Here is a 21,851-nt window from a genome sequence, read left to right as displayed (position 1 = left end):
GGAATGCAAGCGCATCCGAACACGGTAGACCCATCCGAGATCGCAAAATTCGAAGCGATGGCGGCGGAATGGTGGGATCCGAACGGAAAATTTAAGCCATTGCATATGCTGAACCCCTGTCGTCTGGACTATATCACACAGCAGATCGCCGGGGAATTTGACCGTGATCTGAAGGCTGCGAAACCGTTCGAAGGCCTGCGCCTGCTGGATATCGGCTGCGGCGGAGGTTTGCTAAGCGAACCGATGGCTCGCCTTGGTGCGACGGTCGTGGGCGCAGATGCCGCCGAGCGCAACCTGCCCGTCGCCCGCATACACGCCGAGCAATCGGGGTTGGAGATCGACTATCGCCACACCACCGCCGAGGACATGGCCGCCGCAGGCGAACAGTTCGACGTTGTGCTGAACATGGAAGTCGTCGAACACGTGGCCGACCCACAATCCTACCTAACCGCCACGCAGCAACTGCTGAAACCCGGCGGGCTTCAGGTGTGCTCCACCATCAACCGCAACCCGAAATCCTATGCGATGGCCATTTTCGGGGCCGAGGTCGTCATGCGCTGGCTGCCACGCGGCACACATGAATGGAGCAAGTTCATTACCCCTGACGAGCTGTTCGACCTGCTGCGCCAAGCCGGATTGGAACCCGTGGATCGCAAAGGGTTCGTATTCAACCCGATCCTGTGGAGTTGGTCGATATCGGACCGGGATCTGAGCGTGAATTATGTGACCGCGAGTTTGAAGCCGGAGTGAGGTAGATTCTTTGAGTCGATCTTTAAGTTATGCGCTGCGGCCCGCGGTATTGTCTGGTGCGGCAATTTTCGCTGCTACAATGTTCAATAGCACGCTAGCCACAGCACATGAGAATTCGGGCGTGTTTGTGTACGAACATGAAGGCGTTCCGCTTTCTGGCTATATAAGCGATCCTAAAGTTTCTGAAGCAACTCAGGAAATTGTAGATCGGTACTTGAGCGCGAGTTCGAACAAATATGATCTGGTAAGGGCAATCTATTTTTTTGTCTTCATTGACCCCGAGATAGTTTCGGAAGGCAAATTTGTGAAACCAGTCGGTTTAGACCTGCCGCAGAAAGCGACAGCACTATTTGCTTCACACGAACTCTCTAACGATGGATGCAACGTAGGAAAAGTAAGTGCCACTAATGAAGATGTAAAAGGTGAGTATTTGGTTTGGCTTATCCATGGTGGTGAGTTCGAGGGCGTGGATGGAATAGAATCCTGTCTTCTATTCGCAGCGGCGGCGGCTGGAGTTGGCCTGCAAGGCAACCCAAAAATGGAGGCCAATGGTTTGCGGCAGCTTCTAGATGCGTTGATCTTAGGAGTAAGATGAATATCCAAAGAGGAACGTTGAAACAGGTCATTCTACGAACGTCGGGATTTTTTGAAGCTCAAGGGTTTTGGGAGCGGGGCAACCCCGTTTATTTTGGAAGCCTGAGTTTACTTGGCTTTATAGGCGCTACAGGTGTACGAATACGGTCGCAACGATTTTTGATCTAGCGAAGGGCAACGGTTCGTTGCCCCCTACTCCCCCTCCAACTGCAACCGCAAATCTCGTAGCACCGGCAGCGTACTGCGGACCCGCTCCAGCCCCAGCTCTCCGACCACACGGTTGATCAACGGGGCGATCGACGCGATCGCCTGATCGCGCGCGCGGCGGCCGGCGGGGCTGATGGCCACCATCTTGCGCCGTGCATCGTCCCAGTCAGGGCGGATGTGGATGTATCCGGCCCATTCCAACTTGGCCAAAGTGTTGGTCATTGCCCCTCGGGTCACGTGGAAGGTATTGGCCAGCTGTGCCGGGCTACGCTCATCCCCGACAAACACCAGATGGTTCAACACCGAGAAATGCGAGATTTCCATGCCCTTGGGCAGCACACGGCTGAGCCGGTTGCGCAATAGCTGATCGGCGGTCAGGATCTCGCTGAACAGCGTGACCGCTAGGGCATTTGTCTCGTCTGTCATGGTCCGGTCTGGATCAGGGTCCGTCGAAAGGGCGGCGATGCGTCAGCGAAGGTACACGCTGGCGCGCCTCTGTCACAGAACTATCATCCAAATCGAAAAAGTGAATGCCCGGATTGGTGCCTGCGTCGATGACGACCTCTCCCCACGGGGCAACGACCATGCTGTGGCCATGGGTATGACGCGTCTTTCCCCGCGTGTTGGGATGAGCACCCGTTTGCGCCGGGGCAAGCACCCAGCAGCCGGTTTCAATCGCCCGCGCCCGCAACAGCGGTTCCCAATGTGCAGCCCCGGTGACAGGAGAAAACGCCGCTGGAACCGTCAGAATACGAGCTCCAGCCTGCGCAAGGGCGGCATGCAGATGGGGAAATCGAATGTCGTAGCAGATGGTCAGGCCGATCTTGCCGAAATCAGTCTCGGCAACCACTGCTTGTTCGCCCGGACGGTAGTTTTTCGATTCGCGGAACGTCTCGGTTTCGGTGACCTGCACGTCGAACATGTGGATCTTGTCATACCGTGCCACGATCTGACCCTGAGGGTTGATCATGAAGCTGCGGTTCGCAAAACGACCATCCGGGTCGTGGGTCTTGATCCCAAGCGACCCGATCAGCAGCCAAACGCCCAACTCGGCCGCTTGCGCCCGTAGACCGGCCAGAGTGAGATCGTTTTCCTCATGCTGCAGCACCTCGCGCTGCCGCGTGGTGCTGTTGGACACGCAATTCGTGACCTCCGGGGTCAGAATGAACTGCGCCCCCTCAGCGGCGGCCTCGGCAATCAAGGCGCGAACCATCTCCAGATTCGCGAACGGGTCGTCCGATGAGGTGATTTGCAGCAGAGCGGTTTTCATCAGGCCGCCAAAAGACGATCCAGCTTGCCCTGGCGGTCCAGCTCATACAGGTCATCGCAGCCGCCCACGTGGTCAGGGCCGATGAAAATCTGGGGCACAGTGCGCTTACCACCCGCGCGTTTGATCATCTCAGGCTTGCGCTTGGGGTGCAGCAGCACGTCGATTTCCTTGAATTCAACGCCTTTTTGCTTCAGCAGACGCTTTGCAGCATGGCAAAAGCCACAAAGCGGCGATGTATAGATTTCAACCGGTTTCATGTTTCCGTCCCTTCGGGTTTCGCTCAATCTTGGGCGAAATAGGCATCCTTGGCAACGCGTGCCAGCACCAACACGGAAATATGATTTGCCCCGGCGTCGCGGCACGCTTGCGTACACGCCGCCAGCGTCGCTCCGGATGTCATCACATCATCGACCAGTAGAATGTCGCGCCCCAAGGTCTGTTGCCGTCGCTTGGGATGCGGAGCGATCACATCTGCCAGAATCTCAGCCCGTTGCGCAGCGGTTTTGCCGTCCAGCACCGGAGTACGCTGGCGCCGCACCAACAGGTCGGGACAAACCTCGGACCCGGTTTCAGCGGCCAAATGCTGGGCCAGAAGCGCGGATTGGTTGTAGCGCCTTTTCATCAGGCGGGACCAATGCAGCGGAACCGGAGCGATCAGCATGCCGGGCCGGATCAGTTCGCGTCCAGCCAGCGCCATCCAGCGCGCGGCGGGTCGCGCGAGTTCAGGCCTGTCCCCGTGCTTGAGCGCCAGGATAAGCGACTTAGCCCGCCCCTCATACATCAGGGCGGCCCGGCCATCTTGCCAGGGGCGCGGTGTTTTCAGGCAATCATCGCATTCGATCCGATGACCATCACCCTCACCTGGAACAGGCACACCGCAGCTGTCGCAAACCGTCCCACCAATAAATGGTGTATCGCGCCAGCACGCTCCGCAAAGACCAAAATCCGAGTCGGTCAAGGTGCCGCAGCTCAAGCATCTGGGCGGGTAGATCAGTTGCAACGCGGTTTGCACGCGCTGCCAAATACGATACCTGCGGGGTATGAAACTGCCTGCGTCCAATGCGCCCTCGCTTTTTGACCGTCCAACCCAGTTGCGCCGTCGCGCGCGGGTTCAGGATAGTGCCCTGTTCCTGCATCGCGCCGCCGTTGACGAAGTGCAGGATCGGCTAAGCATGGTTAACAGAACCTTTACGGCGCCTGCGATTGTGACGCCGTTTGCACATATCTGGCAGGATGCATTGCCGGGTGCCCAGATCGTCACGGATGACGACACGCTTGTTCTGAGCCAAGGCGCGCATGATCTGATCGTGCACGCGATGGCTCTGCATTGGGCCAATGATCCGGTTGGGCAGCTGATCCAATGCCAACGCGCCTTGCGCCCCGATGGCTTGTTGCTGAGTGTGTGTCTGGGCGGGGAAACCCTGCATCAACTGCGTGCGGCACTTGGGCAAGCCGAGATTGAAGTGACAGGTGGGCTTAGCCCCCGAATCGCCCCCATGGCAGAGCTTAGAGACCTAGGAGCATTGCTTCAGCGAGCTGGACTAGCGTTGCCTGTTGCAGACGCGGTGCCTCTGACGGCCGAGTATCGCGATCTCACCCATCTGATGCATGATCTGCGCGCGATGGGGGAAACAAACGTGCTGGCGGACCGGCTTAAATCACCTACGCGCAGGCAGGTATTCGCGCGCGCGCAAGAGATTTATGCCAGGCATTTCAGCACCGCCACAGGCCGCTTGCCTGCAACCTTCGAAATGATTTGCCTGACCGGTTGGTCACCTGACGACAGCCAGCCCAAACCGCTGCGCCCGGGATCTGCCCATATGCGCCTTGCTGACGCGCTGAATACGGATGAGGGCAAACTGCCCGATTGACGATTGGGTTTTTCCCTTTATCTCAGGCCAGAACGCGAAAACTCAGGAAGACCCAAATGTTCGATGCAACCCGCCCAGCGCATGCTCCAGCCGATCACCCCAAAGTCAAAATGGGGCGCGTGGGTATCTTGCTCGCCAATCTGGGTACGCCGGATGACTATAGCTACTGGCCAATGCGACGCTATCTGAACGAGTTTCTGTCGGATCAACGCGTAATCGACTACCCCAAATGGAAGTGGCAGCCGATCTTACAGGGCATCATCCTGACCAAACGCCCCTTCAGTTCGGGCGAGGCGTATAAGTCGATCTGGAACCACGACAAAGGCGAAAGCCCGTTGATGACGATCACCAAGGATCAGACCACCAAGCTGCGAGACGCGATGCAGGCGCGCTATGGGGATCAGGTGATGGTCGATTTCTGCATGCGTTATGGCAACCCGTCGACCAAATCCAAGGTACGCCAGATGGTGGCAGAGGGCTGCGATCGCATCCTGTTTTTCCCGCTTTATCCGCATTATGCCGGGGCAACGACAGCCACGGCCAATGATCAGTTCTTTCGCGCGCTGATGGAGGAGGCCTGGCAACCGGCCAGCCGAACCGTTCCCGCCTATTACGACGAACCAGCCTATATCGAGGCGCTGGCGCAATCGGTCGAGCAAGCCTATGCCGCCATGGACGCCAAGCCAGATGTGCTTGTCTGTTCCTATCACGGGATGCCCGAGCGCTACCTGCAACAGGGCGATCCTTATCACTGCCAGTGCGTAAAGACATCCAGGCTGCTGAAAGAACGCCTAGGTTGGTCTGATGACCAGATTGTGTCCACTTTCCAGTCCCGGTTCGGGCCCGAGGAATGGTTGAAGCCCTATACAGTGGATCACGTGGCTGATCTGGCGCGTCAGGGCAAAAAGAACATCGCCGTGATCGCGCCGGCCTTTTCCGCCGATTGCATCGAAACGCTGGAAGAGATCAACGAAGAGATCAAGGAAAGCTTCGAAGAGGCAGGCGGCGAAAGCTTCACCTACATTCCCTGCCTCAATGATGACGCTTCGCACATTTCAGCTCTGGGCAAGATCATCGAAGACAATCTGAGCGGTTGGCTGGACTAGTCAGCCCCACCTTTCAGGCATGAAAAAAGGCGGTGGAGCGATCCACCGCCTTTTCTCTGGATAAAGCTCGTAAGCTTAGCCAGCTGCAACAGCTGCGGCCACAACGACCAGCAGGATCAGCGGCAGCAGGATGCCCTGCGAAGAACCCTGAGTTTCTTCAACAACAACAGGTGCTTCAACAACCGGCTCTTCCAGATTGCCCGCATATGCGGTCGAAGCAGCAGCAGTCAGAGCAGCGGCGAGAACGAGTTTTTTCATATTAACCTCCAGAATTTGCGCGATTCCAATTCTTTGGAACGCGCATCTAAGACTTACCTCGTGGTTTTTTTCTAATCAGCAAAGCGGTTGGAATGCAATTGCAACTTGAACGCTAAGCCACCAGCTGCGTGAAAATGTCGTCAAATTAGCAACACTTGCGTGCCGACCTTGGCCATCGAAAACAGTTCGGCAATGTCTTCGTTGAACAGACCGATGCAGCCGTTCGACGATTTTCGGCCAATTTTGCGCGTGTCATGCGTTCCGTGGATGCGATAGTACTTCCACCCCAGATATAAAGCATGTGTTCCCAATGGGTTATCTGGTCCGGGCGGGATATAGTCAGGCCATTCAGGATTCCGCTTCTTCATCGAAGGGGTCGGTGCCCAGCTTGGACCCTCGACCTTGCGAATGACGCTGGTACGGCCACGGCGGGTCATTTCTTCGGTCAAAGGCACCGATGACGGGTAGAGTTTGTACACAGTTTGGTCATCTGACCAATAATGCAGCGCTCGCGACACAGTATCGACCAGAATGGCCCCGTTTCTGGTGTTCGAGAAGTAAGGCTGCCAGTCCAGCGCACGGAATCCCGAAACATTGCGGCGCACCGCGGCTTCGGGCTCGGGCGCAGGGCGCAACGGATCGCCAGGGATGTATTGCGCCAGCGCCGGGCTTGCCACCATGGCAGCCGCGCCAGACAGGAAACCCCGGCGGGTCTGAGGGGAAATGCGTTTCTTGACCATGAGTGCGGTCCTTTGCGAGGGCGAGTTCTGAAATTTTGGGCATTCTATTGCCAGAATGCTTCAGTCGCAAATCAAACCGGCAGAATCATGCAGCCCTGTGACATTGGGCGTTTGCCCCGCACCGTCTGGCACGATATGCCCGTTAACGACACAAACATCAGGTCGATCATGACGCGTATCGTTTCTCTACTCTTGCTTTGCTTTGTCGCGCTGGCGGCATGTACCACCCCACAGTCCACAACTCTGGGTGCCGATGGCCGCCCCTTGCCCACGGTGTATAAAATTCGCGGCAACCCCGAAAAGCTGCAATTCCGGATGCTGGATTCGGTCAACGCGCTGCGCCAGGCTCAAGGGTTACAGGCCGTTCAGCTGAACGCACAGCTGAATGCGGCTGCGGCGACCCACTCTAAGGATATGGCTCGGCAGAATCGCCCTTGGCACTTTGGGTCGGATGGCTCATCACCCATCGACCGCGCCGCTCGGGTTGGATATTTCGGGACGTTCCTGGGCGAAGCGATCTCGGAAACCTACGAAACCGAAACCGAAACCCTTGCTGCCTGGATGCAGGAATCCGGCCCACGCGCGGTGATCATGGACCCCAAGGCGACCCAGATGGGTTTTGCCTGGCATCAGGAAAATGGCGGGAAAATCTGGTGGACGCTGGAAATGGGTACCGGCGGCTGATCCGCGAATACCATAAACAAGAAAAGCCCCCGAATTTCGGGGGCTTCATATTTTCATCAGGTCTTTAAGCAGCTTGCATCGACTGTGCTTCGGTCAAAATAGCATAAAGCTTGACCGGATCAGGGTTGGCGCGCAGCTTTGCACAGACCGAACTGTCACGCAGCGTACGCGACACAAGGGCCAACGCCTTCAGATGATCTGCGCCCGCCTCTTCGGGGGCGAACAAGGAAAAGGCGATGTCCACCGGTTGACGATCAACCGATCCAAAATCGATTGGTTTTTCCAGCATTACAAATACGCCGGATACGCCAGCTATATCGGGCAGGCGCGCATGCGGCAAAGCCACGCCATGGCCAACACCTGTTGGGCCAAGGCTTTCACGCTCCAGCAGGCAATCAACGATTGACTGGGCCTCAAGACCCAGCGTTGCCGAGGCGACCTCACCGATTTCCTGAAACAGCCGCTTCTTGCTGGAAGCTGCTGACAAAACACGTACTGCTTCGGGCTTCAGAATGCTCGAAAGCTCCATGATCATGCTCCGTAGCGGGCCCGGCAAATGCGGGGCCCCGCCTTTTCAATCTTGCCTGTTAAGGATCGATCCAGCCGATGTTACCGTCGTCCCGACGATACACGACATTCAATCCATCCTTGTTTTCATTTCTGAACACCAGCACCGGGGCGCCAGCAAGTTCCATTTGCATAACGGCCTCACCGACGCTGAGCGATGGGATCTTTGTTTCCATCTCAGCCACAATCATGGGCTGCAGCGATTCGGGTTCATCTGCCGTGTCCGATTCGTCAGAGGCGAGGATATAAGAGGACGCTCCAAAGAGTTCAACCGGCTCGGACCGATCTTTGTGATGGTCTTTCAGACGGCGCTTATAACGGCGCAATTGTGTTTCCATCTTGTCGCAGCACCCCTCGAACGCTGCGTAGATCTCGGTCGCATGGGCTTTGGCCTGCGCCGTCAGGCCCGTCGACAAGTGGACAGTGGTTTCGCAAACATATTCATGCGCTGAACGGGAAAAGACGACGTTGGCGTCAGTTGGACGCTGGGCATATTTGCCAACGACCTCGCCCAGCTCGGTCTGCACGTGGTTTTGCAGGGCCGCGCCGATGTCGATCTGTTTTCCGCTGATTTGGTAACGCATGTGATCTCCTTCACAATTCACACCCATTTTGACGTTGCGTCGCGCAACGTACTTGTTTTTATCGGGTGGGGGGTATCGACATTCTGATCGGTTGCTGTTGACCCGACCCTTCGGGGAAGGGACATCGAGATCCAGTCTGGAACCGAATAAATGCCATGGCCCAATTGAGCCAAGAGGCGGCGGAAGAGTCAATCAAAACAAGAGCGTATATACGCGATTTCCGCCATGCGCCCGGCGCATTTCCGCGCAAGCCTATGAAATTCGGAAGTTTTCGCCCAGATAGACGCGGCGCACGTTTTCGTTTTCCACCACTTCACCCGGCGTGCCGGACATCAGAACCTGACCGTCATGCAGGATATAGGCGCGATCAACGATTTCCAGTGTTTCACGGACGTTGTGATCGGTGATCAAAACCCCAATCCCTCGCTTTTTCAAATCCGCGACCAGATGGCGAATATCGCCCACACTGATCGGGTCCACACCTGCAAAGGGTTCGTCCAACAGCAGATACTTCGGATCAGCCGCCAGACAGCGCGCGATCTCAACCCGGCGCCGCTCGCCGCCGGACAAGGCCAGCGCTGGCGCACGGCGCAGATGTTCGATGGAAAAATCTGAAAGCAGTTCTTCCAGCCGCTCTTTGCGGCGGTGCGCATGGTTGACAGTGATATCGAGAACCGAGGCGATGTTGTCCTCGACACTCATGCCGCGGAAAATCGACATCTCTTGCGGCAGATATCCGATCCCCATACGGGCACGACGATACATCGGCAATGTGGTCACATTCTGACCGTCAATCGTCACTGTGCCTGCTTCGGGAAAGACCAGCCCGGCCACAGAATAGAATGTCGTGGTTTTGCCTGACCCATTTGGGCCCAACAACGCGACAACTTCGGACCGGTCAAGCGTCATCGACACATCGCGGATAACGGTTTTTTTCCGGTAGGATTTACGCAGCTTTTCAATCCGAAGCCCGGAATTGCCTTCGGCGACCGACAGTTGGGGACGCGCCATCAGTTGTTCCCCTGCTGCAGGATCGTTTTGACCCGGCCGGTCATGGTTGCGGTGCCTGTGGTCAGGTTTGCATTCATCTGATCGCCGCTGATCACGCTGGGGCCCTGGGTCAGCAGCACATTGCCCCGCATTACGATCACACCGCTGTCGATGGTGTATTCGGCCCAATCGCCTTCGGCAGCGTCGGGTGGGCTGACAAGAACCACGTTCTCGGTCGCTTCCAGACGATCAATGGCGGATCGTTCCTGGTTGTAGATCACCAGAACACGCTCGGCCGTCAGCCGCATTTCACCCTGCACGACAACCACATTGCCGACAAACTCGGCCGAGCCGTCCTGTTGATTCACATTCAGAGTTTCCGAGGTCACCTCGACCGGCAGGGTCGGGTCCGCGCGCGTCGCCCCAAAAGCCACCTGCGCCTGCTGCGCAGTTGCAGAAACAGCACCTGTTACAAGCGCAAAACTTAAAAGGACGAAACGAAAATCAAACACAGGTTATCTTTCTGCTTTCTGAGGCTCATACACCAGCTTCACGCCGTCTGTAAAAAGAATATGGACCGGGCCGTCCTTTTTTTCCGCACCGAAGGTCATACGACCCGCCGAAAAATCACCTATGGGGCCAGTTCCATTGACCTGACCGGGCGTATCGCCCCGGATTTCATCCAATGCGGTGTTTAGCAAATCGGTGGTGACTTCGATCCCATCTGCCGTCCTGATCACCACATCCCCCACAAAGGTCGCTGTGCCTTTGTCGGGGCGGATCATTCCTGAATTCGAATCCAGCGTGATTGCGCCGCCGCTTAACAACCCAAACCGGCCACGAAACTCTGAGGCTGTCGGCACTGACCCTTCGGTGCCTTGCGTTGCCTTTGTAGCGCCGATCTGCACGTCTTCGCCCTTGCGGGTAGTACCGCGATAATCTGGTTGCGTGACCACTTGTTCGGCCAGACGCGCATCGATGTCCTGCTGCGTAAACGGACCCGAGACATTGGTTTCGATGCTGCGCGACAGAAGGAATACGGTGGACAGCATCAAAATCGCCGCAAGCGGCAACAGAACCTTCAGGAACTGTACCATGCGGGAATAGCGGTCCACCTCAGCCTCTCCTTAACCCAGACCGACGCGCAGACAGTCGTGAATATGCAGCAGCCCCTGCGCCTGCCCATCTGCGTCAGGATCAACCACGAAAAGTGAGGTGATTTTGCGTTCATTCATGATGGCCACCGCTTCTTCAGCCAAGGCATTGGGCGCGATCGTCATCGGGTCGCGGGTCATCACCTCTTGGGTGGATTTTTCCAGCAAACCATCCATGTTCCGACGCAAGTCACCATCCGTGACGATGCCCAACAGGCGGCCAGCCTCGTCAGTGACCCCCACAACACCAAAGCTTTTTTGGCTCATGACAAGCAGGGCATCACTCATCGGAGTATCTGAGGTCACAACCGGCATATCCGTATGCATTAGGTCCCGCACCTTGCTCAGCTGCGCGCCCAGCTTGCCGCCGGGATGAAAGTCGCGAAAGTTCTCGGGCTTGAAATCCCGGTACTTCATCAACGCAATCGCCAGCGCATCGCCCATGGCCAGGGTCAATGTCGTCGAGATCGAAGGCACCATACCGAACCCGCAGGCCTCACCCATTGACGGGATCAGCAAATGCACATCCGCCTGTTTCATCAATGAGCTCTCAGGCTTGCTGGACAGACCAATCAGTGGAATGCCAAACCGACGGGTAAAGGCCAACAGGTTGGCCAATTCCGGCGCTTCGCCAGAGTTGGAGATCGCCAGAACCACATCGCCTTTCGACACCATGCCCAGATCGCCATGGCTCGCCTCAGCTGGATGCACGAAATAGGCAGGCGTGCCCGTGCTGGCCAGAGTTGCTGCGATCTTGTGACCGATATGTCCGGATTTACCGATCCCGCTGACAATCAGACGGCCCGTGGCCTTTAGGATCATCTGGATCGCTTCGGCAAAATGCGCGTCCAGACTGTCGGCCAGCACATCCAGTGCGCGGGCCTCGTCGGTGACAACCTGGCGGGCTGTCTTCAGGAATGCTTCGGTATCGGTCATGAGTGCGCAAAAATATCCGTTTCGGGCCAGCCTGCGAGGTCAAGTTTCGCACGCATGGGCAGGAAATCAAAACAGGCCTGCGCCATCTCGGTCCGACCTTCGCGGGCCAGACGCCCGTCCAAAGCGTCGCGCAGTTGATGCAGATACAGAACGTCGGACGCGGCATAATCCAACTGCGCCTCGGTCAGGGTTTCCGCGCCCCAATCGCTCATCTGCTGTTGTTTCGAGATGTCTACGCCGATCAGCTCCTGACAGAGGTTCTTGAGCCCATGACGGTCGGTATAGGTGCGCACCAGACGGCTGGCGATTTTGGTGCAGTAGACCGGAGCCGCCAGCGCCCCAAACGCATGATACATCGCCGCGATATCGAACCGGCCAAAGTGGAACAGTTTCAACACATTAGGATTCTCCAGCATGGCGCACAGGTTCGGAGCCTCGGTCTGCCCCTTTTCAACTTGAATGATGTGGCTGTTGCCGTCCCCTCCGGACATCTGAATCACGCATAGGCGGTCCCGATGCGGGTTCAGCCCCATGGTTTCACAGTCGATGGCCACGACAGGCCCCAGGTCCAGCCCGTCTGGCAGGTCGTTGTTGTACAGATGGTTCGCCACGGATTTGTCCTTTGTGCGGTCTCGCACCCCGAGATAGGCGGTTTGGTCGTCAAACTCAACGCCGTCCGGCTTGTAAGGTCAAAGCGTCTTGTTATCCGCCTAAATTGTTGGATAGTGGCACATAATAGCCAATATCCCCGGTGGTCGTATCCTGTCCGAACACGATAGTGGCCATTGACGCTCGCATTCCTTACGGAGCATGTCTGACCTATGCTCAGCGTCCTGCACAACCGGACCTATCGCCATCTGCTGGCGGCGCAGGTCGTTGCCCTGACGGGAACGGGGTTGGCAACAATAGCGCTTGGCCTTCTGGCCTATGATCTGGCGGGCGAGGCCGCGGGGCTTGTGCTGGGCACGGCGCTGACCATCAAGATGATCGCTTATGTGACCATCGCCCCGCTTGCGGCAGCCTTTGCCGAACAGCTTGATCGGCGCAAACTGCTGGTGGTTCTCGACCTTGTTCGCGCAGCTGTTGCCCTCTGCCTGCCCTTTGTCACGGATATCTGGCAGGTCTTTGTCCTGATCTTTGTGCTGCAATCGGCCTCGGCAGGATTCACCCCGGCTTTTCAGGCCACAATCCCCGATGTCCTGACGGATGAGCACGACTATACCCGTGCTCTGTCTCTGTCGCGCTTGGCTTATGACCTTGAAAGCCTGCTGAGCCCGATTTTGGCAGCGCTATTGCTGCTGTTTGTCAGCTTCAACACTCTGTTTCTGGGCACAAGCCTTGGCTTTATCGCCTCGGCCCTTCTGGTGGTCTCGGTTATCCTGCCATCACCCAAACCATCGGGGCACAAAGGCATTTATGATCGGACCTCACGCGGTATCCGCCTCTATCTGGCGACACCCCGCCTGCGCGGTCTGCTGGCGCTCAGTTGGTGCGCTGCGGCGATCAGTTCGATGGTCATCGTGAATACGGTGGTCCTGGTGCGATCCGATCTGGGCCTGTCGGAAAGTGCCGTGGCCATTGCGCTAGCAGGATTCGGCGGAGGATCGATGATCGCAGCGTTTCTGTTACCACCCTTGTTGGATCGGGTGCCGGATCGACGGGTCATGTTGACTGGCGCCACAATTGGCACGACCACGATGCTGCTCGCAGCTTTTGTATCAAGCTCCACAATCGTGACGCTGCCCATGTTGACCGGGCTTTGGGTGTTGTCTGGCTTAGGGTATTCCATGTCCATGACCCCCTCAGGCCGCTTGCTGACCCGTTCGGCCAGTCCCGAGGATCGCCCCGCCGCCTTCGCCGCCCAATTCACGCTATCGCACGCCTGTTGGCTGGTTCTGTACCCGCTAGCTGGTTGGCTGATGACTCGGTTTGGGGCAACAATCGCTCTGGCTGGCATGGCCAGCGCTGCCAGTCTTGGCCTGGTCACCGCCCTATGGATCTGGCCACGCTCCGAACGCCCCCAGACGATGCAGAAGCCTTGAGCCACGGTGCCAACTTGCTTTACACCAATGCGACCCCATGCCGGAGATCTCATGGATCAGATTGACCGCCGCATCATCGCGGCCCTTCAACACAACGCCCGTGACACAACCACGACCATCGCAGCAAAGCTGGGCTTAGCCCGCACCACAGTGCACGAGCGGATTAAACGCATGGAAGAACGCGGCGTGATTGCGGGCTATTCCGTTGTATTGAACACCGCCGATGACGCGCCTCGGGTGCAGGTGGTCGTGCTGCTTGAGGTGCAGCAAAAGGAAACCACTCGTATCATCAAACGGTTGGAAACCTACCCCGAGGTCAAGCGCTGCCTGTCCATCAATGGCGAGTTCGACCTGCTGCTGTCGGCCGAAGCCCCCCGAATCGAAGATCTGGATATTCTGGTCGATGATCTGGCCAAAATCCCCGGCGTGTTGCGCACCAATACAAGCGTGGTGTTCGGTCGGCGCATTGACCGGAAATGAATTGCCGATAACCGCCTGTAAACCAATGATTGGCTAGCTTGGCCGGGACAGATCAGAATCCCGGACCGGCAGAATGCCAACGCGCTTGTTTTTGTTTTCCCTTCTATTCTCGCAGGTGCTGACCGCACAGGCGGGTTTTGCCCTGCCCGATGCGCGCACCGGCGATATCTGCGATCAGGCGGCACGTAGGGCGTCAGTGACTGAAGATGTGCCGCTGGAGGTGCTGCGCGCGATCACGCGAGTTGAAACCGGTCGCAGCTTTGGCGGCCACTACACCCCTTGGCCCTGGACCATCAATGTCGAGGGGCAAGGGGTTTGGTTCGACACCGAGATCGAAGCCAAATCTTATGTGTTTAGCGTATTCAAAGCAGGCAAACGCAGCTTTGACGTCGGGTGTTTCCAGCTCAACTATCGTTGGCACGGCACCGCTTTCCGCTCCATCGACGCGATGTTCGACCCGGATGAAAACGCCCTTTATGCCGCACGATTTCTGAAGGAGCTGTATGCCGAGCTGGGCTCCTGGCCTGCCGCTGCAGGGGCGTATCATTCGCGCACACCCGAACTGGCCCGTGCCTATAAAGACCGGTTCCAGACCGTGTTGGCTCAGCTGGATACCGCAGCCGCATCACGAACTACAGCGATGTCACGTGATCCATTCACGGGCGCTGCCGCCCCGCTGATCCCGCTTCAACCCGCACAATCCGGGCAAGGAATGCTGGGATCACTGGTTCCCAGCGGCACATCCGCCACAGCCTTCATCGCCTTCAACTAGGAGTTCAGCTTGCCCAAGATCGACGCCCGATCCCTGTTCTCGCCCACCGTTTTGCTGGCGCTGGCGCTGATGACCATCATTGTGATGATGATCCTGCCCATGCCCGCCTGGGTGCTGGATGTGGGGCTGGCTGCGTCTTTCGCGCTGGCCATTCTGATCTTTACGCTGACCCTGTTCATTGAACGCCCGCTGGATTTTTCGTCCTTCCCGACGATCCTGCTAGCCTCATTGATGCTGCGACTGTCGTTGAACGTGTCCTCGACTAAGCTGATCATCGGTCAGGGCCATACCGGGCCCAACGCCGCCGGGGGCGTGATAGAAGGCTTTGCCAATTTCGTGATGGGCGGTAGCATCTTTCTGGGCCTCGTGGTGTTCGGCGTCCTGCTGATCGTGAATTTCATGGTCATCACCAAGGGCGCCGCCCGCATGGCCGAGGTTGGGGCCCGCTTTGCGCTGGATGGGATGCCCGGCAAACAGCTGGCCATCGACAGCGATATGTCCGCTGGGGCCATCGATCACCAGCAAGCCAAAGAAAGGCGTGAGCGCGAGCAGCAGGAAACCACCTTTTTCGGCTCGCTTGATGGAGCCTCAAAATTCGTCAAAGGGGATGCGGTTGCCGGGCTTCTGATCACGCTTCTCAACCTTGTCATGGGGCTGGTGATGGGCGTGATCGTGCATGGAATGCCGGTCGCTTCGGCATTCGAGACCTACGCCATTTTGACCGTGGGCGACGGTCTGGTATCGCAAATCCCGGCTGTGATCATCTCAATCGCCTCTGCCCTTTTGTTAGCACGCGGGGGCACCCAAGGGGCCACCGACAACGCGATTTTCTCACAACTGGGCAAGCATCCCGCAGCACTCGCTACCGTGGCAGTGCTGATGGTTCTGTTTGCCCTGGTGCCGGGCCTGCCGTTTTTGCCGTTTATCCTGGGCGCGGGCGTGCTGGGCTATACTGCGTATCACGTGCATCGCAGCCAGAAGGCAGCGGCACTTGTGCCAGAACCTCAATCAAACGAGGCAGACGCACCGGTATCGCAAGCCATCGGGGATATTCTGGACCTCGACGATGTCCATCTGGAATTTGCGCCCGATCTTGTCAGCATGGTGCTGAACCAAGGCACTGGGTTGGATGCACGGATCGCCAATATGCGAACCTATGTTGCCTCGACCTTTGGCTTGATCCTACCCGAAATTCGCCTGACCGACCGCGCCGAGTTGCCTAAGGGTACTTATGTGATCAAGGTGCAGGGCGTAGAACAGGCCCGTGGCGTGTTGAACCCCGATCTGGTTCTGGCGCTGGTACAGGACGGGTTTGACCTGCTGCCCGACGGCAATGACGTGACCGAACCTGTCTATGGCGCACCTGCGCGTTGGATTCTGCCCAAAGATCAGGAGGACGCCGCGCTAAGTGGCGCCACCATCGTCTCACCGCCCGAGATTCTGGCGACCCATCTGCTGGAGATCATCAAACAGAACTTCTCGCGCCTGTTGACGCTGAAATCGCTGCGGCGTCTGCTCTCTGAAATGACCCGGCTGAGCGATCCGGTTCGGGCCGAGGCCAATAAGAAACTGCTGGACGAACTGATCCCGGACAAGGTGCCGATCGACACGCTGCACGCTGTGCTGCGCCTGTTGCTGGACGAACGCGTCTCGATCCGCAACATGGCCCTGATCCTGGAAAGCGTGGCCGAGGCACGGCTGACCACCACCCAACCCGAGGGGATTTGCGAGATTGTCCGCCAGCGGCTTGGCTTCCAGCTGGTCGCCGAAATGAAGCGCGAAGACGGATCGATCCCCCTGATCCAGCTTGCGCCGGAGTGGGAGGATACGTTCGCCAGCTATCAGATCGACGCACCCAATGCCGCGCTAGACGTGGCGCTACCCCCCAATCTGTTCAACAAACTGGCCGATGGCGTGGTCAGCAGCGTAGCAAAATCCGCAGATAGCGGGCTGTTTCCGGCTGTCGTAACCTCGACCCGGCGCCGCCGGTTACTGCGCACGATCGTGCAGGCGCGGGGCATCGCAAACCCGGTTCTGTCGTTTGAAGAGATCGGGCTGGAGGCACGCCCGTCCCTGGTCGGAACCATTCCTGCATGATCGCCTTACCACCAGAGCTGTTAGGGCAGATCGGCCAAAATCTATGGCATTTGTTTGCAGTCTTTCTGCGGGTTTCTGCCTTTGTATCTCTGCTGCCCGCTTTCGGAGAACGCAGCATTCCAGTGCGTGTGAAGCTGGGCATTTCGATTGCCTTCACACTGATCATCTTACCCGCCGTTCGGCCACCAGACCTTGCACCCGGTTTTCTGCCCATGGTGCGCCTTGTGGGGACGGAGGTTCTGGTCGGAATGGTCCTCGGTATCGGGCTGCGCCTGTTTGTTCTGGCCTTACAAACCGCAGGAGCCATCGCCGCGCAATCCACATCGCTGTCGCAATTGCTGGGTGGCGCGGCTGACCCTCTTCCAGCGATGGGGTACTTTCTGATGCTGGCCGGGCTGACCCTGGCGGTCATTCTGGGGCTGCATATCCGCGCTGCCCAGTTCTTGATCCAAAGCTACGCCATGTTCCCGATGGGCAGTCTTCCCGCCCCTTCGGACCTGTCGCGATGGGGGGTCGCTCAGATCTCGTCCAGTTTCAGTCTGGCCTTTGCCTTGGCGGCCCCATTCGTGATCGCCTCGTTGATCTACAACCTGGCTCTGGGCGTTATCAACCGCGCGATGCCGCAGCTTATGGTCGCCTTTGTCGGGGCGCCTGCGATCACATTCGCGGGCCTGTTTCTGCTCTTTGCCGGTGCGCCGCTGATCCTGTCCGTCTGGTCTAACGCCTTGAACGGTTTTCTGATCAACCCGGCGGGGGGTGCACCATGAGCGCATCAGATGATGACAGCGACAAGTCATTTGAGCCCACCCCGCAGAAGCTGCAAAAAGCACGCGAAAAAGGAGAGGTGGCAAAATCCAGCGACCTCTCCGTGGTCGCAGGCTATACAGGCCTGATCATCGCGCTGTTGGCCGCCGGCCAGTACACGGCCCAGCATCTGGGCACGTTGTTTATGGTGATGATTGATCAATCGGACACGCTGGCTCAGCTGTTGACGACCGGGCCAGCCACCGCACCGGTCGCCGGACTATTGCGAGGCGCATTAGTTCCTGTATCCCTGCATTTTGCGATCCCTGCGGCAGCTGTCCTGCTATGCCTGATCGCCCAGCGCGCACTGATCTTTGCGCCGACCAAGCTGAAACCTAAGATTTCGCGCATTTCGATCGTTTCGAATGCAAAGAACAAGTTCGGGCGCGGCGGGTTGTTCGAATTTGCCAAAAGCTTCTCAAAACTGCTGATCTACGGCACCTGCCTGGCCTTGTTCCTGAAGGCGAACCTGACCGAGATTGTTTCCGCCAGCGCAGCGCCTGCGAAATCATCGATCCTGTTGATGATGAACCTACTGTTTCGGTTTCTATTCATCGTGATCGCCATCGCGCTGGCCATCGGCGTCATCGACTACATTTGGCAATATGCCGAGCATATGCGCAAAAACCGGATGTCCCGCAAAGAGATTCAAGACGAAACCAAAGACGCCGAAGGTGATCCGCATGTGAAACAGCAGCGGCGTCAGCGTGCTCAGGAAATTGCAACCAACCAGATGATGTCCGACGTGCCCTCAGCAGATGTCATCATTGTCAACCCGACACATTTCGCCGTGGCCCTCAAATGGTCGCGCATACCGGGTTCCGCGCCCGTTTGCGTGGCCAAAGGCGTGGATGAGGTTGCAGCTGCAATCAGATCCGCCGCCAGTGAGACAGGCGTTCCCATACATTCAGATCCACCGACAGCCCGTGCCCTGCATGCAACGGTGGAGATCGGCCAGGAAATTCCAGAGGAACACTACCGCCCCGTCGCGGCTGCGATCCGATTTGCCGAAGCAATGCGCAAACGGGCGAAAGGTCAGATCCGGTGAAACTGAAAAAACTCTCGGCCCTGCAAATGGCAACCGATGCGATGTTCCAGAAGCAACATCAGGCTCTGCGCCCGGTGATCGAAGCAGAAGCACAGGTACAGAAGCAGTTGGTTTGGTTGGACCATCAGGTGGCACAGACACGACAGGACAGCGCAGGGACCGAAGGCTACCGTGTTACGGGAACAGATATCCTTTGGAACGCCTGGGAATCTGCGACGCGACGCCAGTTAAACATGGAGCTGGCACGCGTGCGTGCTCAGAAACAGGCCGCTATGGAACAGCTTCGAACTGCCTTTGGGCGCCAGCAGGCCATCGCGTCTGTATCCAAGACCATGCGAAATGCGCAGCAAAAAGCAAAAGATAAGACGCATTCGAGTCCTTGATAGCCTGACTGCAACCGGTCAGGCCGTAGCGAGTTCAACTATCTTGCCGGTTCACGCTCATGATCAACACCTGAAAAACATCCGACCCCAAATCCTTGCGCGCGACCTCGAGCAGCGCTTTGCGCAAAACGGTCAGATTGTCTGACTCGGTGAATATCCCATCAAAGCCGCCGGTATTGGCATGATCAAAAAGCACCTGCAAAAACCTGTCCCTCAGCTTGGGCTCCATGGCATAAAATGTTTCGGTGATAGCCGGATCAGCCTCAATGCTGAGAGACATCGTTACCATCGCCGTGATCTGGTCATCCTTGACCACAGGAACAACAAACTGTTTGGGCAGCTTTAGATACTCAAAACCACCCGGGTCACCATCCTTCGACGGTTTTTTCGACGCTTCTTTCTTATCGTTTTTGTCTGCCTTGTGGCCTTTATCTGGCGTTTCCTTAGCCTCTTTATCCTCGGAAACCGCCTCGGGTGCTTTTTCAGGCATCAAGAACACGCCGGCGCCAATTCCGGCGCCCAGACCCAGGACAAGAAACACGACTGGAAGCAAGATCTTCATCATCTGCGATCCTCAGAAGGGCAAGAGCGAGTCGAGCACTTGCTGACCCAGGCGCGGTTGTTGAACATCGGTGATCTGGCCACGCCCACCGTAAGACACGCGCGCGGACGCGATTTTGTCATAGGTGATCTCATTCTTGCGCGAGATATCTTGGGGGCGGACATAGCCGGCCACCAAAAGCTCTCGCAATTCAAAGTTGACGCGCAATTCCTGCGATCCCGATATCGACAAAACACCGTTTGGCAACACATCCAGCACGGTCGCGGCGACCCGCAAGGTCAGCTTCTCGTTTCGCCGGACCGATCCGCGGCCGGAACTGGCGGAATCGGATTCAATCCCAACCGCGTCTTCCAACGTTACCCCTTCGGGCAAGTGGTCTTCTGCGCGCTGAGGCAGGCCGAACAGGTTAGGAACCTCAAGGGATTCCGAACCCGAACGCGAGCGGCTGGTATTGTTCGAGAATTCCGCCTCTTCGTCCAGCTCAATGACGACCGTCAGAATATCACCTTTCTTGATCGCCCTTTGATCACCCAGAAGGGATTGCTGACCACCACTCCAGAGCGACGACCTATCCACCGCGCGCTGGGTTTGAGTGTGCAAAGGCAATCCAGGCCACAGCATCGCCACCTGCTCGGGTGAGTCGTCTTTGGGTGTAAAGCTGGGCGGTTTGCCCAAGTGATCAAAACGGCTACAGGCCGAAAGCGCGAAAATCGTCAGCAGAAGGGGTTTAGACAGTCCAGACATTACTTCACCTCGATTTGACCATCGGGCCGGATCAGACCAGTGACCGTTGTGCGGGACGACAGGTTCATGACCCGGATACGCTCACCCACGGCGCCGCGCCCAAGGGCCCGCCCCTCAGTGCTGATCGACAGGGGTTGCCGATTAAAGACCAAGACCACCAGATCATTCCGATCCACGATGGCCGGTGGGCCGACATCTGCTGCGCGCACCGGTCGGCCCGGATACAGGGCGACCCGTGCTTCAAACCCGATCAGCTCCGCAGGGTCGCTTACAGCGCCGGGCATGTCAGTGTGTTTCAACTCCAGATCGGCGGCCGAGATGATCTCTTTCGCGCGTATTGTGCGGGTCGGAACCACGATATCCGCAAGTGCAGTTATCGGCGCCGCGATCAGGAAGATCAGACCAAGACCCCTCATCAGCGCACCTGTGTTGTGGCGCTCATCATCTGATCGACGGCGGTGATGACCTTGGCGTTCATCTCATACCCGCGTTGCGCTTCGATCAGTTCAGTGACCTCACGCACGGCATCGACCGAGCTGTCTTCCAGATAACCCTGCCGCAAGGTGCCAAGCCCATCCTCGCCAGGCACACCCTGGATTGGTGCACCCGAGGCTTCGGTTTCCTTGAACAGGTTGCTTCCGATTGCCTCAAGCCCTTTGGCATTGGAGAAACTGGCGAGTGAAAACTCGCCCAGCAGCTGCCCTTCGGGCGTGTCGTCGAAATAGGCGTAGACTTCACCGGATGCGTTGATCGAGATCGACCGCGCATCGTCGGGGATCGTGATCTCGGGCGCCACGGCAAACCCGTCAGACGTGACGATCAGCCCTTCGGCGGATCGCTTCAGGCTGCCGTCGCGGGTAAAGGCGGATTGCCCATTTGGCAGCGTCACTTCAAGATAGCCGCGCCCTTCGATAGCAACGTCCAGATCGCTGCCTGTGGCCGAAATCGCGCCTTGCTCCAGTTGCACCGAGACAGCAGCGGGTCTGACGCCCAAACCCAACTGAATGCCAGTCGGCAGAACCGTTCCGTCCGATGCATTGACCGCGCCAGCGCGCGCCATCTGCTGATAGTGCAGATCGGCAAATTCCGCGCGGCGGGCGTTGTAGCCGGTGGTGTTCATGTTGGCGAGGTTGTTCGAGATCGTTTCGACCCGCATCTGCTGCGCCGTCATGCCTGTGGCTGCGATTTTCAAAGCACGCATATCAATT

The 21,851-nt window shown here is 57.6% G+C and carries 29 protein-coding genes; 12 read left to right on the top strand and 17 right to left on the bottom strand.

Annotation, left to right across the window (positions count from 1 at the left end):
• Positions 1–3: 3 nt before the first annotated feature.
• Together ubiG and ACR0JE_RS13975 are read left to right on the top strand one after the other, a co-directional pair.
• Positions 4–750, top strand: coding sequence for a bifunctional 2-polyprenyl-6-hydroxyphenol methylase/3-demethylubiquinol 3-O-methyltransferase UbiG (ubiG, locus tag ACR0JE_RS13980; RefSeq protein ID WP_480864587.1), 747 nt, complete (start codon positions 4–6; stop codon positions 748–750).
• A 121-nt stretch (positions 751–871) separates the two neighbouring features.
• Positions 872–1,345 (top strand): hypothetical protein, encoded by a 474-nt coding sequence (locus ACR0JE_RS13975; RefSeq protein WP_480864586.1) that lies wholly within the window; start codon positions 872–874, stop codon positions 1,343–1,345.
• A 191-nt stretch (positions 1,346–1,536) separates the two neighbouring features.
• Here ACR0JE_RS13975 and ACR0JE_RS13970 read toward each other — a convergent pair whose 3' ends face one another.
• From ACR0JE_RS13970 to ACR0JE_RS13955, 4 genes are read right to left on the bottom strand one after another with little or no spacing between them, the layout of a single operon-like run.
• A complete protein-coding gene (locus ACR0JE_RS13970) occupies positions 1,537–1,977 on the bottom strand; it encodes a MarR family winged helix-turn-helix transcriptional regulator (protein WP_170537132.1) in 441 nt (146 codons plus the stop codon).
• Positions 1,978–1,990: 13 nt separating this feature from the next.
• Complete coding sequence (locus tag ACR0JE_RS13965) at positions 1,991–2,821, bottom strand: carbon-nitrogen hydrolase family protein (protein ID WP_480864585.1); 831 nt, start codon at positions 2,819–2,821, stop codon at positions 1,991–1,993.
• Entirely contained in the window at positions 2,821–3,078 is a 258-nt protein-coding gene (gene grxC / locus ACR0JE_RS13960; RefSeq protein ID WP_170455778.1) for a glutaredoxin 3, read from the bottom strand. The genes ACR0JE_RS13965 and grxC overlap by 1 nt, the downstream gene beginning before the upstream one ends.
• Before the next feature lie 23 nt (positions 3,079–3,101).
• Positions 3,102–3,881, bottom strand: coding sequence for a double zinc ribbon domain-containing protein (locus ACR0JE_RS13955; protein ID WP_480864584.1), 780 nt, complete (start codon positions 3,879–3,881; stop codon positions 3,102–3,104).
• On the opposite strand from ACR0JE_RS13955, the gene ACR0JE_RS13950 reads away from it, so the two are divergent.
• Together ACR0JE_RS13950 and hemH are read left to right on the top strand one after the other, a co-directional pair.
• On the top strand, positions 3,862–4,692 hold the full coding sequence (locus ACR0JE_RS13950) for a methyltransferase domain-containing protein (RefSeq protein WP_480864583.1): 831 nt from the start codon (positions 3,862–3,864) through the stop codon (positions 4,690–4,692). The genes ACR0JE_RS13955 and ACR0JE_RS13950 overlap by 20 nt on opposite strands.
• 56 nt (positions 4,693–4,748) lie before the next feature.
• The gene (hemH, locus tag ACR0JE_RS13945) at positions 4,749–5,798 is read left to right on the top strand and encodes a ferrochelatase (RefSeq protein WP_480864582.1); all 1,050 of its coding nucleotides are present in this window, start codon (positions 4,749–4,751) and stop codon (positions 5,796–5,798) included.
• 75 nt (positions 5,799–5,873) lie between these two features.
• Here the strand turns inward: hemH and ACR0JE_RS13940 are convergent, their stop codons facing one another.
• Together ACR0JE_RS13940 and ACR0JE_RS13935 are read right to left on the bottom strand one after the other, a co-directional pair.
• Positions 5,874–6,056 carry a hypothetical protein gene (locus ACR0JE_RS13940; RefSeq protein ID WP_170455786.1) on the bottom strand — a complete coding sequence of 61 codons (183 nt, stop codon included), beginning with the start codon at positions 6,054–6,056 and terminating at the stop codon, positions 5,874–5,876.
• 140 nt (positions 6,057–6,196) lie between these two features.
• Positions 6,197–6,796, bottom strand: coding sequence for a L,D-transpeptidase (locus ACR0JE_RS13935; RefSeq protein WP_480864581.1), 600 nt, complete (start codon positions 6,794–6,796; stop codon positions 6,197–6,199).
• Positions 6,797–6,964: 168 nt separating this feature from the next.
• Here ACR0JE_RS13935 and dalA point away from each other — a divergent pair, with 168 nt between their 5' ends.
• The gene (gene dalA, locus ACR0JE_RS13930; RefSeq protein WP_353012623.1) at positions 6,965–7,480 is read left to right on the top strand and encodes a divisome-associated lipoprotein DalA; all 516 of its coding nucleotides are present in this window, start codon (positions 6,965–6,967) and stop codon (positions 7,478–7,480) included.
• Between the two features lie 64 nt (positions 7,481–7,544).
• Here dalA and ACR0JE_RS13925 read toward each other — a convergent pair whose 3' ends face one another.
• From ACR0JE_RS13925 to ACR0JE_RS13895, 7 genes are all read right to left on the bottom strand, one after another.
• The gene (locus tag ACR0JE_RS13925) at positions 7,545–8,009 is read right to left on the bottom strand and encodes a PTS sugar transporter subunit IIA (RefSeq protein WP_480545187.1); all 465 of its coding nucleotides are present in this window, start codon (positions 8,007–8,009) and stop codon (positions 7,545–7,547) included.
• 58 nt (positions 8,010–8,067) lie between these two features.
• Positions 8,068–8,631, bottom strand: coding sequence for a ribosome hibernation-promoting factor, HPF/YfiA family (gene hpf, locus ACR0JE_RS13920; protein WP_170537148.1), 564 nt, complete (start codon positions 8,629–8,631; stop codon positions 8,068–8,070).
• A gap of 252 nt (positions 8,632–8,883) precedes the next feature.
• Positions 8,884–9,642, bottom strand: coding sequence for an LPS export ABC transporter ATP-binding protein (gene lptB / locus ACR0JE_RS13915; protein ID WP_170537150.1), 759 nt, complete (start codon positions 9,640–9,642; stop codon positions 8,884–8,886).
• A complete protein-coding gene (locus ACR0JE_RS13910; RefSeq protein ID WP_480500585.1) occupies positions 9,642–10,133 on the bottom strand; it encodes an LptA/OstA family protein in 492 nt (163 codons plus the stop codon). Before ACR0JE_RS13910 ends, lptB begins: the two co-directional genes overlap by 1 nt.
• 3 nt (positions 10,134–10,136) lie before the next feature.
• Positions 10,137–10,736 (bottom strand): LPS export ABC transporter periplasmic protein LptC, encoded by a 600-nt coding sequence (locus ACR0JE_RS13905; RefSeq protein WP_480864580.1) that lies wholly within the window; start codon positions 10,734–10,736, stop codon positions 10,137–10,139.
• A gap of 12 nt (positions 10,737–10,748) precedes the next feature.
• Positions 10,749–11,711, bottom strand: coding sequence for a KpsF/GutQ family sugar-phosphate isomerase (locus ACR0JE_RS13900; protein ID WP_480864579.1), 963 nt, complete (start codon positions 11,709–11,711; stop codon positions 10,749–10,751).
• A complete protein-coding gene (locus ACR0JE_RS13895; protein ID WP_480545191.1) occupies positions 11,708–12,322 on the bottom strand; it encodes a ribonuclease D in 615 nt (204 codons plus the stop codon). Before ACR0JE_RS13895 ends, ACR0JE_RS13900 begins: the two co-directional genes overlap by 4 nt.
• Before the next feature lie 210 nt (positions 12,323–12,532).
• Between ACR0JE_RS13895 and ACR0JE_RS13890 the strand changes: the two genes are divergently transcribed.
• From ACR0JE_RS13890 to ACR0JE_RS13860, 7 genes are all read left to right on the top strand, one after another.
• Positions 12,533–13,753 (top strand): MFS transporter, encoded by a 1,221-nt coding sequence (locus ACR0JE_RS13890; protein ID WP_480864578.1) that lies wholly within the window; start codon positions 12,533–12,535, stop codon positions 13,751–13,753.
• Between the two features lie 51 nt (positions 13,754–13,804).
• Positions 13,805–14,233: an Lrp/AsnC family transcriptional regulator gene (locus tag ACR0JE_RS13885; RefSeq protein ID WP_170537162.1), complete on the top strand. Its 429-nt coding sequence runs from the start codon at positions 13,805–13,807 to the stop codon at positions 14,231–14,233.
• A gap of 73 nt (positions 14,234–14,306) precedes the next feature.
• Positions 14,307–15,005 (top strand): transglycosylase SLT domain-containing protein, encoded by a 699-nt coding sequence (locus ACR0JE_RS13880; protein WP_480864577.1) that lies wholly within the window; start codon positions 14,307–14,309, stop codon positions 15,003–15,005.
• Between the two features lie 69 nt (positions 15,006–15,074).
• Positions 15,075–17,102 carry a flagellar biosynthesis protein FlhA gene (gene flhA, locus ACR0JE_RS13875; RefSeq protein ID WP_480864645.1) on the top strand — a complete coding sequence of 676 codons (2,028 nt, stop codon included), beginning with the start codon at positions 15,075–15,077 and terminating at the stop codon, positions 17,100–17,102.
• A complete protein-coding gene (locus ACR0JE_RS13870; protein ID WP_480864576.1) occupies positions 17,099–17,869 on the top strand; it encodes a flagellar biosynthetic protein FliR in 771 nt (256 codons plus the stop codon). The genes flhA and ACR0JE_RS13870 overlap by 4 nt, the downstream gene beginning before the upstream one ends.
• Complete coding sequence (gene flhB, locus ACR0JE_RS13865; protein ID WP_480864575.1) at positions 17,866–18,954, top strand: flagellar type III secretion system protein FlhB; 1,089 nt, start codon at positions 17,866–17,868, stop codon at positions 18,952–18,954. The genes ACR0JE_RS13870 and flhB overlap by 4 nt, the downstream gene beginning before the upstream one ends.
• The gene (locus tag ACR0JE_RS13860) at positions 18,951–19,337 is read left to right on the top strand and encodes a hypothetical protein (protein WP_480864574.1); all 387 of its coding nucleotides are present in this window, start codon (positions 18,951–18,953) and stop codon (positions 19,335–19,337) included. The genes flhB and ACR0JE_RS13860 overlap by 4 nt, the downstream gene beginning before the upstream one ends.
• Positions 19,338–19,371: 34 nt before the next feature.
• Here the strand turns inward: ACR0JE_RS13860 and ACR0JE_RS13855 are convergent, their stop codons facing one another.
• From ACR0JE_RS13855 to flgG, 4 genes are read right to left on the bottom strand one after another with little or no spacing between them, the layout of a single operon-like run.
• Positions 19,372–19,899, bottom strand: coding sequence for a flagellar basal body-associated protein FliL (locus tag ACR0JE_RS13855; protein WP_480864573.1), 528 nt, complete (start codon positions 19,897–19,899; stop codon positions 19,372–19,374).
• Between the two features lie 12 nt (positions 19,900–19,911).
• On the bottom strand, positions 19,912–20,643 hold the full coding sequence (gene flgH, locus ACR0JE_RS13850; protein WP_480545199.1) for a flagellar basal body L-ring protein FlgH: 732 nt from the start codon (positions 20,641–20,643) through the stop codon (positions 19,912–19,914).
• Positions 20,643–21,059 (bottom strand): flagellar basal body P-ring formation chaperone FlgA, encoded by a 417-nt coding sequence (gene flgA, locus ACR0JE_RS13845; RefSeq protein ID WP_480545200.1) that lies wholly within the window; start codon positions 21,057–21,059, stop codon positions 20,643–20,645. Before flgA ends, flgH begins: the two co-directional genes overlap by 1 nt.
• Positions 21,059–21,844, bottom strand: coding sequence for a flagellar basal-body rod protein FlgG (gene flgG, locus ACR0JE_RS13840; protein ID WP_480864572.1), 786 nt, complete (start codon positions 21,842–21,844; stop codon positions 21,059–21,061). Before flgG ends, flgA begins: the two co-directional genes overlap by 1 nt.
• Positions 21,845–21,851 lie beyond the last annotated feature (7 nt).

This window comes from Ruegeria sp. H3 (assembly GCF_056533095.1).
The sequence above is the reverse complement of the archived record's forward strand: the minus strand, read 5'-3'. Positions and strand labels throughout refer to the sequence as shown.